This is a genomic window from Nonomuraea jiangxiensis (assembly GCF_900099965.1).
In the GTDB taxonomy this organism is placed as follows: Bacteria; Actinomycetota; Actinomycetes; order Streptosporangiales; family Streptosporangiaceae; genus Nonomuraea; species Nonomuraea jiangxiensis.
Map to the genome: position 1 here is coordinate 1 of NZ_FNDJ01000003.1, position 16672 is coordinate 16672.

Annotated in this window: 7 protein-coding genes; 6 read left to right on the top strand and 1 reads right to left on the bottom strand. The window is 73.0% G+C overall.

Going from position 1 to position 16672, the window contains the following annotated elements; genetic code table 11:
* Both BLS95_RS06430 and ggt read left to right on the top strand, forming a co-directional pair.
* Nucleotides 1-1320, top strand: a 1320-nt coding sequence (locus BLS95_RS06430; RefSeq protein WP_281249953.1) for a carboxyl transferase domain-containing protein, incomplete at its 5' end; no start/stop codon positions are given.
* A gap of 265 nt (nt 1321-1585) precedes the next feature.
* Complete coding sequence (gene ggt / locus BLS95_RS06435) at nt 1586-3439, top strand: gamma-glutamyltransferase (RefSeq protein WP_090929963.1); 1854 nt, start codon at nt 1586-1588, stop codon at nt 3437-3439.
* A 51-nt stretch (nt 3440-3490) separates the two neighbouring features.
* On the opposite strand, the gene BLS95_RS58905 is transcribed toward ggt, so the two are convergent.
* Nucleotides 3491-3751, bottom strand: a complete 261-nt coding sequence (locus BLS95_RS58905) for a hypothetical protein (protein WP_143043606.1) — start codon at nt 3749-3751, stop codon at nt 3491-3493.
* A 976-nt stretch (nt 3752-4727) separates the two neighbouring features.
* On the opposite strand from BLS95_RS58905, the gene BLS95_RS06445 reads away from it, so the two are divergent.
* The 4 genes from BLS95_RS06445 to BLS95_RS55460 are packed head-to-tail and all read left to right on the top strand — an operon-like array spanning nt 4728 to nt 16658.
* Nucleotides 4728-5984, top strand: a complete 1257-nt coding sequence (locus BLS95_RS06445) for a thioesterase domain-containing protein (protein WP_090929965.1) — start codon at nt 4728-4730, stop codon at nt 5982-5984.
* Between the two features lie 12 nt (nt 5985-5996).
* Entirely contained in the window at nt 5997-10979 is a 4983-nt protein-coding gene (locus BLS95_RS06450; RefSeq protein ID WP_090929966.1) for a non-ribosomal peptide synthetase, read from the top strand.
* Nucleotides 10976-16465: a type I polyketide synthase gene (locus tag BLS95_RS06455; RefSeq protein WP_090929967.1), complete on the top strand. Its 5490-nt coding sequence runs from the start codon at nt 10976-10978 to the stop codon at nt 16463-16465. The genes BLS95_RS06450 and BLS95_RS06455 overlap by 4 nt, the downstream gene beginning before the upstream one ends.
* 1 nt (nt 16466) lies before the next feature.
* Complete coding sequence (locus BLS95_RS55460; RefSeq protein ID WP_176993054.1) at nt 16467-16658, top strand: MbtH family protein; 192 nt, start codon at nt 16467-16469, stop codon at nt 16656-16658.
* The last annotated feature ends 14 nt before the right edge of the window (nt 16659-16672 follow it).

Below are 16672 nucleotides of genomic sequence, written 5' to 3' on the forward strand. Positions count from 1 at the left end.
ACCGAGAACATGGACTGGGTCGCGGCCGCGCTCAAGCGGATCGTCACGTTCACCCAGGCCGGCGGCGAGATCAACGTGGTGGTCTCCGGGATCAACGTCGGCGCCCAGCCGTACTGGAACGCCGAGGCGACGATGCTCATGCACACCAAGGGCATCCTGGTGATGACGCCGGACTCGGCGATGGTGCTCACCGGCAAGCAGGCGCTGGACTTCTCCGGCGGCGTCTCGGCCGAGGACAACTTCGGCATCGGCGGCTACGACCGGGTGATGGGGCCGAACGGCCAGGCACAATACTGGGCGCCCACCATTCCGGCCGCCCGCGACGTGCTGATGGCCCACTACGACCACACCTACGTCGTGCCCGGCGAGACGTCACCGCGGCAGGCCCACACCACCGACCCGGTGGACCGCGACGTCTCTCCGTTCCCGCACGCGATCGCGGGCAGCGACTTCACCACCGTCGGCGAGATCTTCTCGTCCGAGTACAACCCGGACCGCAAGAAGCCGTTCGACATCCGTACGGTGATGCGCGCCCTGGCCGACCAGGACCACCCGGTGCTGGAGCGGTGGGCGGGCATGGCCGACGCCGAGACGTCGGCGGTGCAGGACGCGCACATCGGCGGGTGGCCGGTATGCCTGATCGGTATCGAGTCGCGCTCGGTGCCGCGGCGCGGCTTCCCGCCCACGGACGGGCCGGACACCTACACCGCGGGCACGCTGTTCCCGCGCTCGTCGAAGAAGACCGCGCGGGCGATCAACGCGGCGTCCGGCAACCGGCCGCTGGTGGTGCTGGCGAACCTGTCCGGGTTCGACGGCTCGCCGGAGTCGCTGCGCAAGCTGCAGCTGGAGTACGGGGCCGAGATCGGCCGGGCGATCGTCAACTTCGACGGGCCGATCGTGTTCTGCGTGATCTCCCGTTACCACGGCGGCGCGTTCGTGGTCTTCTCCAAGGCGCTCAACCCGAACATGACCGTGCTGGCGCTGGAGGGCTCGTTCGCCTCGGTGCTCGGCGGTGCCCCGGCGGCGGCCGTGGTGTTCTCCGGTGAGGTGAACAACCGCACCGCGACCGACCCGCGGGTGACCGAGCTGCAGACGCGGGTCGCGGCGGCCAGCGGCGCCGAGCGGGCGGCGCTGAACGCCCGGCTCGCCGAGGTGCAGTCCGCCGTGCGGGCGGAGAAGCTCGGCGAGGTCGCCGCGGAGTTCGACCGGGTGCACAGCATCCAGCGCGCGGTGGAGGTCGGCTCGGTGGACGCGATCATCAGCGTCGCCGAGATGCGGCCGCGGATCATCAAGGCCATCGAACACGGCATGAAGCGCTGACGTCTCGGTAACCACGTCAGGTTCCCGCGCTCGTCCCGAACCCGGGCGAGCGCGGGTGACCGAAACCTCTCGTACGGGTTGCCCGAAAAGCGCTGCCGTTGATGCCGGTGTACTCCCCGGGCTGGTGCCGGGTGCAGGGTGCCATCGAATGTGATGAGTCCCGACAAGGGGCCCGACTAAGTGTTCATTGCACCAGTCTGGATCACATGTCACATTCTGTATACGGTATGTGAATTTCACCGGCACCAGGCAGAGAGGGAGATCCATGAGGCGCACGGGTCGGCTATTAGCAGCCGCCGCCTTCCTCGTCCTGCTCAACGCGGCCCCCGGAATGGGGCTCGCCCAACCTCAATCAGGCTCCGAAACTCCTTTCGGAAAGCCGAACGCCGCAACGCCCAATCCCGGCGCGAACAACAAAGCGGTTCCGGCGACCCGCCCCGCCGGATACCTGGACCAGACGCGCTCGGAGGTGCTGGCCCGCAACGGGATCGCCGCCACGAGCAACCCGCTGGCCACCGCCGCCGCGGAGCGGATCCTGCTCGCCGGCGGCAACGCGGTGGACGCCGCCGTCGCCGCGTCGGCGACGCTGGGCACCGTTGAGCCCATGAGCACGGGGCTCGGCGGCGACCTGTTCGCGATCGTCTGGTCGGCGAAGGACAAGAAGCTCTACTCGCTGGCGTCGAGCGGCTGGGCGCCCAAGGCGTGGACCGTCGACTACTTCAAGAACACGCTCGGCGTCGACGAGGTCCCCGGCCGGGGAATCAACTCCGCGGTCATCCCGGGCACCGTCTCCGGGTGGGACGCGCTCCTGAAGCGCTTCGGCAGCATGGGGTTCAAGGAGGTGCTGGAGCCGGCCGCCTCCTACGCGGAGGACGGCTTCCCCATCCACGAGGTGATGCACGGCCAGTGGCGGTCGACGGTCAACTCGCTCAGGGAGGACCCCGACTCGGCGAAGACCTGGCTCCCCGGCGGGCAGGCCCCTCAGCTGTACAGCGTCTTCCAGAACCCCGACCTGGCCCGCGCGCTGCGCCTGATCCAGAAGGACGGCCGGGACGCCTTCTACAAGGGCCCGATCGCCAGGGCCATCGTGGAGAAGTCCCAGACCGCCGGCGGGGTGATCGCGGCGGACGACCTCTCCGAGTACCGGTCGGAATGGGTGACGCCGCTCTCCACCGAGTACCACGGCTACCAGGTGCACCAGTTGCCGCCGCCCGGGCAGGGCTTCGCCGCCCTGGAGATGCTGAACATCCTCGACGTGTGCGCCCCGCGGCTCGGCTTCGACCTGGCCGAGCTGGGACCGCGTGAGCCGCGCTACTGGCACCTGCTCATCGAGGCGAAGAAGCTCGCCTACTCCGACCTGCACCGCTACAACGCCGACCCCAAGTTCGACCCGGCCCCGCTCGACCGCCTGCTCTCCAAGGAATACGCGGCGACGCTGTGCGACCGGATCGATCCCGACCGGGCGACGCCGCTCGACGTCAACGGCGCCGACCAGGGCAGCACCGTCTACTTCGCCACGGCCGACCGCTGGGGGAACATGGTCTCCCTGGTCAACAGCGTCTACTCCACCTTCGGGTCCAAGGTCACCGTCCCGGGCTACGGGTTCGTCCTGGCCAACCGGGGGTCCGGGTTCACCCTCGACGAGGCCCATCCCAACGTGGTGGAGCCGCGTAAGCGGCCCTTCATCACCATCATCGCCAGTTTCATCACCAAGGATCGTCAGCCGGTGATGGCGTTCGGCAACATGGGCGGCGGCACCCAGCCACAGGCCCACGCGCAGCACATCGTCAACATGATCGATCTCGGCATGAACGTTCAGGCCACGACCGACGTCGCCCGCTTCGACCACAGCCAGGAGAACGACGTCACCAGCCTGGACACATACCTGTTCGATCTCGTCGGGCCGAAACTCCAGGAGATGGGCCACCGGCTCAACCGGGCCAACGGCCACGCGGGCGGCTATCAGGGCATCCTCTTCGAGCCGGACCCGCGCCTGCCCAAGCCCATCCTGCCCAGGGGCGACGGCCCCCGTACCGGTGAAGCCTACGAACGCCCGGTGAACGGCGTCTACCGGGCCGGCTCCGACCCGCGCAAGGACGGCCACGCCGGAGGCTGGTAACCACCCTCGACCGACCACCGGCGCACACCGCCGCCGGTGGTCGGCCCTCTTTCACGCCGACCGCACCGGCAGCTTGGCCAGGAACAGCGGGTAGAAGGGGATCTCCGCCCCGCTGTGTGCCAGGCAATAGTGCGGCCCATGGCCGAAGCCCACGTGCGACTCCCGCCGCGAGCCCCGCTCACGGGTCAGGTCGAGCCGGCCAGGGCCGTCGAAACGGCGCGGGTCGTAGTTGGCGCTCATCCCCTCCTGAACGCCGATCAGCTCGCGGATGACCGCGATCGGCAACGGGCAGGCGAAAGCTGTGCGGCGCACGGGCTCATCAAAGCGAACGGCTTCCGTCCCGTGTTCGTGGATATCGCGGTTCCGCCGGCAGCCGTGCGGGAACCGGCGTTCGCTTCTCGGATGAATTGGTCTTATTCAATGGGCCGCCCGGCGCGGTCGCCGGGAAATGAATTCGGGATTGCATATTCGGATTAATAAGCCGAATATCCGGCCGCGAGGACGGGGCCGAGCGTGGGCGTCGTCCCGATCGCGCACGTCGAGCCGGAGTTTCGGTGTGCCCCGAGCCGGGGTTAGGGCGACAAGACAATCGGGCCGCCCGATACTTGAAAGTTTCACCGCTACTTGACACGCCCGGCGACAAAGGAGTCCGGAGGCGAGTGAACACAGCGCGGGACGCCGGCGATCCGGGACGGCCGGCGGTGCTTCTTACTTTGCCGCACAGAGCTTGTGTCGAGTCGTTGTCAGGGGACGACAGAAGGCCGTGCCACACTTCGACAGGCCCTGCCCTTCCCCTTCGGCGGTTCGTGATGAACATCTCAAACCAGACAAAACCGCCACTTATCACGCCAAAGCGTTGCGGAGGAGTTTCGGTCGCCCGAATCCTGGTTACGGTCCTATTGGGGTTCGGCCGCATCTATCATCGCATGCCCGGCGGTGCAAGAGTCCCCCGGGGGTGAATCCAGTTATCCGCCAGGAGGTAAGGGGCGCCCCCTAATACGCCGTTGACTCCACCCCGAGAACATCGATATAAGAGTTGATGTCGTGCAACGGCGTGAGATCACACGCTTTGACAAGACAGATCGCACAACTCCCTATTTCGATGTTGTTTCGAGGAAATTGTCGAGGAGCGCCGTAACATGGCGGTTGACGACCTCTCTATTCAGCGACGAATCACCCAATCGACATCGTTACCCAGGCCGCGGGCACCGCGGGTGGCGACCTCCCCCAGGGGAGGTGCTGGGCGATCAGCGGCCAGCTAGCCGCGGCGGCGCAGGACCCCCACCCCATGGATCCACGCCCCGCCCGCACGTTGTTCTGCCTGCCGTACGCCGGAGGAGGCGCCAGCGCCTACGCCGGGCTCCTCCGCGAACTCGCCGACCTCACTGTGGTCCCCATCCAGCTCCCCGGCAGGGAGAACCGCATCGCCGAACCGCCGGCCTTCACCATCGACGAGATCGCCGACGAGGTGGCCCCCGCCACGGACGAGCCGTACGCCCTGTACGGCCACAGCATGGGCGCCCGCCTGGCCTTCGAGGTGGTCCGCGAGCTGCGCCGGCGCGGCCTGCGCCAGCCGTCGAGACTGTACGTCGGCGGCGCGCACGCGCCGGATCGCCGGGTGCCGCTGGCGGCGGCCGTCGACCTGCCCGAGGACGCCTTCATCGACCAGCTCGTCCGCAGGTCGGGCGCGCTACCCGAGCTCAAGCACATGCCGGAGCTGCGGGAGCTGATGATGCCGGTGCTGCGGTCGGACTTCGTCTGGATCAGGAACTACGCCTTCGCCCCCGAACCCCCGATCGACTCCCCCATCGTGGCCTTCACCGGTCTGGAGGACGGGGAGGTCGGCGCGGCGGACATGCTCGGCTGGGCCAGGCACACCACCGGCGGCTTCCGCCTGCGTACGCTGCGCGGCGGCCACCTGTTCGTCAAGGACCGCCCGGCCGAGCTGGCCGCGCTCATCGCCGCCGACCTGGCGGCCGAGCCCGCCCTGCCCGAGCCGGACGAGGTCCACCTCTGGCTGGGCCGGCCCACCGACCACGGCACGGTCCTGCGCCACTACGCCGGTCGGGCCGCGGTGAGCACGAGCCACTCCGACGACCTGACCCTGCTGGCCGCGGTCAGCACGAACCCCACGGGCGACCCCACGGCAACCGGGGAACCCGGGACCGGGGTGTCCCTTCTGCGCGCGCTGGATCTCGGGGGGCCGGACGACGGCCTGTCCGAGCTGAACGGGGACGAGCACGAGCAGATCGAGGACGCCGCCGAGGAGGACCGGCGGTGGCTGGCCTCACGCGCCGTCACCGCGAAACGGGCGTTGATGGCCGCCGACGGCCGGGGGGCCGATCCCACGGCGGTCAGCTTCCCTGACCTCGCCGACCCCGGTCCCTGGCGTGCCCAGGCCGGCCCGGGACTGGACCGGCTGGCCCGCTGGCAGGTCGTCCACCTACCTCTGCACACCACCCGGGGAGAAGCGTTGGGAGCAGTCGCTGTGCCGCACGACAGGGTGCGGCTGAGATTTGACATGCCGGCAGAACAGGCGGGGTAACGGGGGGACTGGGTGACCAACGGGGCGCTTCTTCATGACCTCGTCCTGGCGCAGGCCGGGCGCACTCCGAACGCGACGGCCGTGTGGCAGGGGGACGAGGGCCTGACCTACCGCGAGCTGGTCTCCGCCGCCGCGGCGCTGGCCCACCGGCTGCGCGAGCTCGGCGCCGGGCCCGAGGTCCGGATCGGCATCTGCCATCGCCGCACTCCTGAGCTGCTGGTCTGCGTTCTGGGCGTGCTCATGTCCGGGGGCGCGTACGTGCCGCTGGACCCCTCGCACCCGCGCCGGCGGCTCGCCGGGATCATCGAGGACGCCGGGATCACCACGGTCGTCACCGACGAGACCGGCGCGGACCTGCTGGCCGGGCTGCCCGTCCACGTCGAAACGGCGACCCGGCCGGGGGACGGCGAGCCCGTCATCGCCGCCGGCGCGAGCGAGCCGCCCACGGGCGTCGCGCCGCCGGGTGCGGCGGCCTACGTGCTCTACACCTCGGGCTCGACCGGGCGTCCCAAGGGGGTGGTGGTCAGCCATGCCTCGGCGGTGACCTTCGTGACGATGGCGGGCGAGGTGTTCGGGCTGGACGCCGGATGCCGGTCGATCGGGTTCGCGGCGCTCGGGTTCGACGTGTCGGTGCTGGACGTCTTCGCCCCGCTCGCGCGGGGCGGGTCCGTGATGCTCATCCCCGAGGAGGACCGGGTCGATCCGGTCCGGCTCCAGCGCTTCCTGGAGCGGCACCGGGTGACCTGGGGCACGATCCCGCCCGCGCTGCTGCCGCTGCTGGAGCCGGAGCGGCTGCCCTGGCTACGCGATCTGCTCACCGCCGGTGAACCGGCCGGGCCCGAGCAGGTGGCCCGCTGGGCGACGGGCGGGCGGCGCTTCCACAACTGGTACGGGCCGACCGAGACCACGGTGTGCGTCGTCGGCACCGAACTGGCGGGTGCCTGGGACCGGCCGCTGCCCATCGGGTACGCGCTGCCGGGCTGCCAGGCGTACATCCTCGACGACCAGCTCCGGCCCTGCCCGCCCGGCACGCCGGGAGAGCTGTGCATCGGCGGCCCGCAGCTGGCCCGGGGCTACCTGGACCGGCCGGGGTTGTCGGCCGAGCGGTTCGTGCCCGACCCGTACGGCGGGCCGGGCGCGCGCATGTATCGCACCGGGGACCTGGTCGTACTGGAGGAGGACGGCCGCATCGGCTTCATCGGGCGGCTGGACCGGCAGGTGAAGGTCCAGGGGCAGCGCGTCGAGATCGGCGAGATCGAGGCGGTGCTGCGTGCGCACCCCGACGTGCGGCAGGCGGTGGCGGACGTGTCGCCCGGTCCGGCGGGGCTGAAGGAGCTGACCGCCTACCTCGCCCCGGAGAACGCGCCCGGCATCGACGAGGTGCGGGCTCATTGTCTGGAGAGCATGCCCGCGTACATGGTGCCGACCAGGGTGGTACGGCTGGCCGTGCTGCCGCTGACCGTGGCGGGCAAGATCGACATGGCGGCCCTGCGCGCCCACCGCGCCGCGACCCCGGCGACCGGCACTTCCCCGGCGGGCGAGAACGCGCGTGGCGTCCTGGCGAGCGAGACCGAGCGCGGCGTCGCGGCGGCCTGGGCCGAGGCGTTCGGGAGCGAGGAGCCGGGACCGGAGGACGACTTCCTGGCCTGCGGCGGGCACTCCCTGGTGGCCATGCGCCTGACCGCCCTGCTGCGTGCGGGGCTGGGCAGGGAGATCGAGGTCAGCGACGTGCTCGCGGGCCGTACCGTGGCCGGTATCGCGCGCCGGGTCGAGCTCGCCCCGCCGGTGCGGGACGAGCCGCTCGCCGACGCGTCGGCCGCGCTGTCGGCGGTGCAGCGGCGGATGTGGTTCGTGGAGCGGCTGGCGCCCGGCACGCCCGTGCACAACATCGCGATGGCGCAGCGCCTGTCCGGCCCGCTGAACGTGGCCGCCCTGCGCGCCGCCCTGGCGGCGGTGGCCGAGCGGCACGAGGTGCTGCGCTGGCGCGTCCCGCAGTCGGACGGGGTGCCCGCCGTCGCCGTGTCGCCACCCGGCCCGGTGCCGCTGCCGGTGGAGGACGTGACCGAGCCGGAGGTGGCCGAGCGGCTGGAGGCCGAGGCCAGGCTCGCCTTCGACCTGGCGGAGGGGCCGCTGTGGCGGGCCCGGCTGCTGCGGATCGCCGGCGACGAGCACGTGCTGGCCATCACGGCGCACCACCTGGTGTTCGACGGCTGGTCGCAGCAGGTGCTCTACGACGACCTCGGGCGCGCCTACCGCGACGCGGCGCTCCCCCCGCTGCGCACGTCGTTCGGCGGGTACGTGGCCTACCTCGACGGGCGGAACAAGGAGGCGGACCTGGAGTGGTGGCGGGACCACCTGGAGGGCGCCCCCAGCGTGCTCGACCTGCCCCGCGACCATCCGCGCCCGGCCGTGCAGACGTTCGAGGGGGCCGGCGCCACCGCGGAGGCCGACGCCGCCGTCAGCGCCGGGGTGCGCGCGCTGGCCACGCGGCTGGGCGGCACCCCGTACTCGGTGATGCTGGCGGCGTTCGCGCAGGTGCTGCGGCGACTCACCGGACAACACGACCTGATCGTCGGGGCGCCCGTCGCCGACCGGCGCGACCCGGCCTTCCACCCGCTCACCGGGTGCCTGGTACAGGTGCTGCCGGTACGGTTGCGGGTCGAGGACGGCGAGACCTTCGAGGCGCACGTGACGCGCTGCCAGGAGACGCTGTCCGGCGCGCTGGCCCATCTCGACGTGCACCTGGAGCGGCTGGTCGACCGGCTCGGCCCCGGCCGCGACCTGTCCAGGAACCCGCTGATCCAGGTCCTGTTCAACATGTACGACTTCACCGAGCCGCGGCTGGACCTGCCCGGCGTCACGGCCGTCCCGCTGCCGCCCGGGCTGCCGGGGGCACTGTTCGACCTGACCCTGTACGTCGGCGAACGGGACGGGCGTTACGTGCTGCAGGCCGTGTACAACCCGCGGCTGTTCCGGGGCGAGCGGATCGAGGAGTTGCTCGCGGGCTACCTCCGCATCCTCGGCGACCTGGTCACCGCTCCCGAGCGGCCGGTCCGGCGCGCCTCCCTCCGCCCCGGGCAGCCTCTGCCCGGTCAGGACGGCCGGACGAGGCTCCCCGACGGGACCGGCCCGCTGCCCGCCTGGGACGGCCCCGGCGTGGTGGAACGCGTTCTCGCGCAGGCCGGGCTCGACCAGGTCACGCTCGCGGGGACCGGCGGGGATCGGGTGGCGGTCGCCGGTGAGGAGGGCGAGCTGACCTATGCCGAGCTGGCCCGCCTGGCGGCGGCGACCGGTGACGCCGTGTCCGCGGCGGTACGGCCGGGCGACACGGTCGCGATCCTGGCCGCCCGGACCTACGAGCTGCCCGCCCTGATGCTCGGTGTCCTGGGGGCCGGAGCCCGCTGGGCCGTGCTCGACTCGGCCCTGCCGCCCGCCCGCCTGGCGGCCCAGGCCCGCTCCGCCGGGGCCCGCGCCCTCATCGCCTGCCCCGGCGTTCCCGTGCCCCCCGAGCTGGCCTGGCTTCCCGAACTCGCCTGGCCTCCCCGGCCGGCGGGCGGGACCGGGGAGGCGTCGTTCCCGGTGGCGTTCGAGGGGCGGGGATATCTGGCGTTCACCTCCGGCACCACCGGCGAGCCCAAGCCGGTACGGGCCGCCGAGCGCCCGCTGGCCCGCTTCCTGGCCTGGTACGCGGCCGAGTTCGAGCTGACCGCGGACGACCGGTTCGCGCTGCTGGCCGGGCTGGCGCACGACCCGCTGCTGCGGGACGCCTGGACACCGCTGACCCTGGGGGCGACGCTGCACGTGCCGGGCCAGGACCGGGTCCGCGACCCGGCCCGGCTGGCGGCGTGGCTGCGGGAGCGGGCCGTCACGGTCGCGCACCTGACCCCCCAGCTCGCCACGCTGATCGCCGCGGCCGGGGTGGAGCTGCCCGACCTGCGGCTGGTGCTGTTCGGCGGGGACCGGCTGACCTACGCGGACGTGGCCAGGTTCGCGGCGGTGGCGCCGAAGGCCCGCCTGGTCAACACCTACGGCACCACCGAGACCCCCCAGGCGCAGGCCGTGTACGAGATCACCGGCCCGGTCCCGCAAACCGGCGACCCGGTGCCGGTCGGCCACGGCGTGGACGGGGCGGAGCTGCTGGTGCTGGACGCCGACGGCGCCCCGGCCGCCGTGGGCGAGCTCGGCGAGGTGGTGATCAGGAGCCGCCGGCTGGCGGAGGCGTACCTGGACGACGAGCTCACCCGGCTGCGTTTCACCCGCGAGCCGGACGGCGAGACGGCCCGCTACCGCACCGGGGACCTCGGCCGCCACGACCCTGAGGGCCGGGTGGTGCCGGCCGGGCGGGCCGACGGACAGGTCAAGATCCGGGGCTACCGGGTGGAGCTGGGCGAGATCGAGGCGGCGCTGACCGCGCACCCCGGCGTCCGGGCCGCCGCCGCGAAGGTGGCCGAGCAGCCGGGAGGCCGGGTGCTGCACGCCTACGCGGTGCCGGAGAGCGCGGCCGTGCAGGCCGGCGAGCTGCGCCGTCACCTCGCGGCCGGCCTGCCCGACTACGCCGTCCCCGCCGAGCTGGTGCTCCTGCCGGCGCTGCCGCTGACGCCGAACGGCAAGGTCGACCGGGCCGCCCTGCCCGCCCCGCCCCCGCGGGCCGCGCCCGGGCACGGTCAGGAGCCCACCACCCCGACCGAGCGCCTCGTCGCCGGGATCTGGCGGGAGGTCCTCGGCCTGCCGCGGGTCTCCGCCGACGCGAACTTCTTCGAGATCGGCGGGCACTCGCTCGCCACCGCTCAGGTCCAGGCCCGCCTCGCCGCCTCGCTCGGGCGCGAGGTGCCGATCGTGGACCTGTTCCGCTTCCCGACCGTACGGACGCTCGCGGCGCACCTCGACGGCGAGCGGCGCACCGCGGGATCGGAGCGCGCGGCCCGGCGGGTCGCGGCGCGCCAGGCACGACCCTCAACTCGGCCCCACCGGGCCAGACGGGAGAGTAAAGAATGACCGCTGCGCTGAACCACGACGACGAGGGACCCGGGGTCGAGCCGATCGCGGTCGTCGGCCTGGCCTGCCGTCTCCCCGGTGCCGAGGACGTCTCCGCCTACTGGCGCAACCTGGTCGGGGGCGTCGAGTCGGTGCGCTTCTACACGCGGGAGGAGCAGCAGGCGCTCGGCGTCCCTGACTACCTGGTCGACGATCCGACGTGGGTCTCGGCGTGCTCCATCGCGGCCGACTACGGCGCCCTCGACGCCGCCTTCTTCGGCATGTCCCCGCGCGAGGCGGAGTTGCGGGACCCGCAGCAGCGGATGTTCCTGGAGCTGGCCAGCACCGCCCTGGACGACGCCGGGTACGATCCGGCCCGGTATTCCGGGGAGATCGGGGTCTACGGGGCCATCGGGTCGGACGAATACCAATGGATGTACATCCGGCCCAACAAGAAGGTGTTCTCCTCCGTCGGGAACCTCGCCGTCTACACCGGCAACCACCCCGACTATCTGGCCACGCTGGTGTCGTACAAGCTCGACCTGCGCGGCCCCAGCCTGACCCTGCACACCGCCTGCTCCTCCTCGCTCGTCGCCCTGCACGTGGCGTGCGAGGCGCTGCGCAGCGGCGAGTGCGACATGGCGCTGACCGGCGGCGCCTCCCTGGAGCTGCCCGCCGAGTGGGGATACCACTATCACCAGGACGGCATCTACGCCGCCGACGGGCACTGCCGCGCGTTCGACGCCTCCGCGGCCGGCACGATCTGGGGCGGTGGCGGCGGCATGGCCGTGCTGAAGCGGCTGTCCGACGCCGTCGCCGACGGCGACCACATCCGCGCCGTGGTGATCGGCAACGCGATCAACAACGACGGCGCCACCAAGGTGGGCTTCTCCGCGCCGAGCTCCGAGGGCCAGGCCGCGGCGGTCTCCCAGGCGCTGGGCGTCGCCCAGGTCGACCCGCGTACCGTCACCTACGTCGAGGCGCACGGCACCGGCACCGCGCTGGGCGACCCGATCGAGGTGGCGGCGCTGTCCAGCGTGCTCGGCGCGGACACTGACGAGGCTGGCTGGTGCGGCATCGGCTCGGTCAAGACCAACATCGGCCACCTCGGCCCCGCCGCCGGCATCGCGGGCTTCATCAAGACCGTGCTCGCGCTGGAGCACGGCATGATCCCGCCGAGCCTCAACTACGAGACGCCGAACCCGCGCATCGACTTCGGCACCAACCCCTTCCACGTGGTCTCGACGCTGACCAAGTGGGAGACGAACGGCTTCCCGCGCCGGGCGGGCGTCAGCTCCTTCGGCATCGGCGGCACCAACGCGCACGTGGTCGTCGAGCAGGCACCGCCCGCGCCGCTGCCCACCACCCAGCCGCGCCCCGCCCAGCTGCTGCTGCTGTCGGCCCGCACCGCGACCGCGCTGGACGCCGCCGTGGCCGGGCTGGCCGACCACCTCAAGGACCGGGAGACCGACCTGGCCGACGTGGCCTACACGCTGCGGGCGGGCCGCCGCCGGTACGCGCACCGGGCCGCCGTGGTGGCCACCGACGCCGCCGACGCGGTCACGGCGCTGACCACCCCGCGCCGGCTGGTCAAGGGCAAGGCGGGCACGCCCAAGGTGGCCTGGCTGTTCTCGGGCCAGGGCGCGCAGTACGCGGGCATGGGCGCCGGGCTCTACCGGAGCGAGCCCGTCTTCGCCGCCGCGGTCGACGAGTGCGCGGCGATCCTGCACGAGGAGCTCGGCCTGGACCTGCGTACGCTGCTCTTCCCCGCCGAGGACGAGCGGGAGGCCGCCGACGAGCGGCTGCGGCAGACGGCGCTCACCCAGCCCGCGCTGTTCACGGTGGAGTGGGCGCTGGCCGCCCTGTGGCGCTCCTGGGGTGTGGAGCCGGCCGCGATGATCGGCCACAGCATCGGCGAGTACGTGGCCGCCACCGTCGCCGGCGTCTTCCCCCTGCCCGACGCGCTGCGCCTGGTGGCCGCCCGGGGCCGGCTCATGCAGAGCATGCCGCCCGGCGCCATGCTCGCCGTACGCCGTGACCAGGAGGAGGTGCGCCGGGACCTGCCGGAGGGCCTGTCGATCGCCACCGTCAACGGCCCCGGCACCTGCGTCGTCGCCGGACCCGGCGAGCTGGTCGCCGCCTACGCCGCCACCCTCGGCGAGAAGGGCGTGGAGCACACCGCGCTGCGCACGTCGCACGCCTTCCACTCGGCGATGATGGACCCCATACTCGGCGACTTCCACGAGGCCGTCGCCGCCGCGGCCCGGCACGCCCCCACCCTGCCCTTCCTGTCGAACGTCACCGGCACCTGGATCACCGCCGAACAGGCCACCGACCCCGCCTACTGGACGCGCCACCTGCGCGAGACCGTCCTGTTCGGGGACTGCGTGGCGACGCTCGCCGCCGAGGGCGAGTGGCGGCTGGTGGAGTGCGGGCCTGGCCGCCAGCTCGCCGGCCTGGCCAGGACCCAGCTCCCCCGCACCGCCCCGCGGCCGCTGCCCAGCCTTCCCGGCCCCTCCGACGGCAGGCCCGACCTGGAGATCCTCTACGCGGCGGCCGGTGCCCTGTGGACGGCGGGCGTCCCGCTGGACACCGACGCGCTGACCGAGCCCGCCCGCCGCGTCCCGCTGCCGGCCTACCCGTACGAGCGCTCCGACCACTGGGTGCGGACCGCGTTCGACCCCGAGCTGATCTTCCCCCGGCCGCCGCGTACGGGGGCCCTGCCGGTGGAGGAGTGGTTCTCGGTGCCCGCCTGGCGTCAGGCGCCCGTCACCCCGGCCGGGACCGCCGCGCTCGCCGGCCTCCGCTGCCTGGTGTTCGCGGGCCCCGCCGCCGAGCCGCTGCTGGACGGGTTGCGCGCGGCCGGTGCCGACGCCGTCCGGGTGGTCCCCGGCAGCTCGTACGGCACCGCCCCCGACGGCACGATCACCATCCGCCCGGCCGAGCGCGACGACTACGAGGCGCTGCTCGCGGAAACCGGGGTACCGGGCCGGATCATCCACGCCTGGGCGCTGGACGGCGCCGCCGCGACCACGGCCGCGGCGGCCACCGCCGCCCAGGACCTCGGCTTCCACAGCCTGCTGGCCCTGGTGCAGGCGCTGGCCGGCGCCGAGCGCGAGGCGGGGGTCCAGCTCGACATCCTGACCGCCGGCACGCAGGGCGTCACCGGCCAGGACGTCAATCGGCCCGAGCACGCCACCGTCGCCGGCATCACCGGCGTGGTCCCGCTGGAGGCCCGCTGGCTGACGGCCCGCCACCTCGATCTGGAGACGGGACCGTACGACGCGGCGAAGGTGCTCGCCGAACTGGCCGCCGAGCCCGGCGAGCCGGCCGAGGGCGAGCCGCCGTCCCCCGTCGCGCTGCGCGCCGGCCGCCGCTGGGTGCGCGGCTTCGAGCCGGTGCCGCTGCCGCCGCAGGACGACCCGCTGCGCCCGAACGGCGTGTACGTCATCACCGGCGGCCTCGGCGGCATCGGCCTCACCCTGGCCGAGGACGTGGCCACGCGCGTCCAGGCCAGGCTGGTCCTGCTCGGCCGCTCCGGGCTGCCGCCCCGGGCGGACTGGGGCGCGCTCGACGGGGCACCGGAGCGGGTGCGGCGGGCCGTCGCCGCCGTCCGCCGCATGGAGCAGGCGGGCGCCGAGGTCCTCGTGGTGGCCGCCGACGTGACCGACCCCGAGTCGCTGCGCCGGGTCAGGGACGAGGCGCTCGCCAGGTTCGGGCGCGTCGATGGCATCGTGCACGCGGCCGGGGTGCCCGGCGGCGGCATGGCCGAGGTCAAGGAGCGCCGGGCCGCCGACGACGTCATGGCACCCAAGATCGCCGGCACGCTGGCGCTGCATGAGGTGTTCGGCGACCAGCCGCTCGACTTCGTCCTGCTCTGCTCGTCGATCACCGCCGTCGCGGGCGGGTTCGGCCAGGTCGACTACTGCGCGGCCAACAACTTCATGGACGCGTACGCGCACGTCTGGCCCGGCCGGGTGCTGTCGGTGAACTGGGGTGCCTGGCTGGAGGTCGGCATGGCCGCCGAGGTCGCCGCCCCGGTGGCGTTCCGCGCCCTGCAGCGCGGCGACCGGGTGACCAGGCTGGACCACCCGGTGCTCAGCCACCGGCACGAGAGCGCCGGCCGCCAGCCCTGGTACGCCGCGACCCTGTCGCCCGAGACGCACTGGCTCCTGGACGAGCACCGGGTGGCCGGGGTGCCGGTGATGCCCGGCACCGGCTATCTGGAGACCGCCCGCGCCGCGTTCGAGGCGGCCGTGCCGCGTCCCGCGCCCGGACACGTGATCGAGCTGCGCGACGTCGCGTTCGTCGCGCCGCTGCCGGTCGCCGAGGGGGCCAGCGCCGAGGTGCGGGTGCTGCTCACCCCCACCGGCGACGGCATGGACTTCGAGGTGGTCAGCGTCACCGGCGGTGAGCCGACCCAGCACGCCAGGGGCTCGGCGGCCTGGGTCGTGGCGGAGCAGCTAGCCGGGGAGCTGGCCGAGGCGCGGGCGCGCTGCACCCACGGCACCGGCGACGGCAACCCGTTCGCGTCGGCGTCCGGGCTGCTCACGTTCGGGCCGCGGTGGAGCAGCCTGCGCGATGTGCGGCTAGGCCAGAACGAGCAGCTCGCCCAGCTGGTCGCCGGCCCCCAGGTCGCCGCCGAGCTGGGGATCCTGCCCCTGCACCCGGCGCTGCTGGACGAGGCCACCGCGTTCGTCGCCGTCGCCGGCGAGCACAGCTACCTGCCGCTCGGCTACGGCCGCATCACCGTGCACGCGCCGCTCCCGGACGCGGTGTGGAGCCACGCCCGGCTCCGCGACACCGGCGGCGGCGAGGTGCTGGCCGTCGACCTCACCCTGTACGACGACGCCGGCGAGCGCGTCGTGACCATCTCGGACTTCGTGCTCAGGCGCATCGACCGGCAGGCGATGACCCGCACCGTCGATGAGGGGGCCAGGCAGGCGGCCGAGGACATGACGGTGAAGGAGGAGTCCGCGACCGCGGGCGTCGCCCTGGACCTCGACGGAGCCAAGCGCGGCATCCCGCCGGCGGACGGCGCCGAGGCCTTCCGCCGCCTGCTCGCCACGGACCTGGGCACCCAGGTCGTGGTCAACGCCATCGAGCTGACCGAGTTCGTGGCCGGGGTACGCGAGCTGACCCAGGACACCGTGGCCGACGAACTGGCCACCGCCGGGGCCGCGGGCGAGGCCGGGGTGGACTCCGACGACCACGTCGCCCCCCGCAACGAGCTGGAGAGCACGCTCGCCGGGCTGTGGGGCGAGGTGCTCGGCTCCCGCCGCGTCAGCGTCGAGCAGGACTTCTTCGAGCTGGGCGGCAACTCGCTGGTGGCGGTCCAGCTCATCGCCCTCATCAGGAAGAAGATCGGCGTCCGGCTGCCCATGCGCAGCCTCTTCCAGGTTCCCACCGTGGCCGGCATGGCCGCGCTCGTGGAGGAGCTGCGCGGCCAGGACGCACCGAAACAGGCAACGACGATCACCCGGCTCCCCCGGGAGGAAAGGCGCTGACATGCGGGACGGCCAGTACAAGGTCGTGGTCAACGACGAGCAGCAATATTCCATCTGGTTCGCCGAGCGTCCCCTGCCGCAGGGCTGGCGGGAGACCGGTTACGAAGGGGCGAAGCAGAGCTGCCTCGACCACATCGATCAGGTCTGGACTGACATGCGCCCGCGCAGCCTGCGCGAGGCCATGGGGGAGTAGAGGAGGAGCAGCTT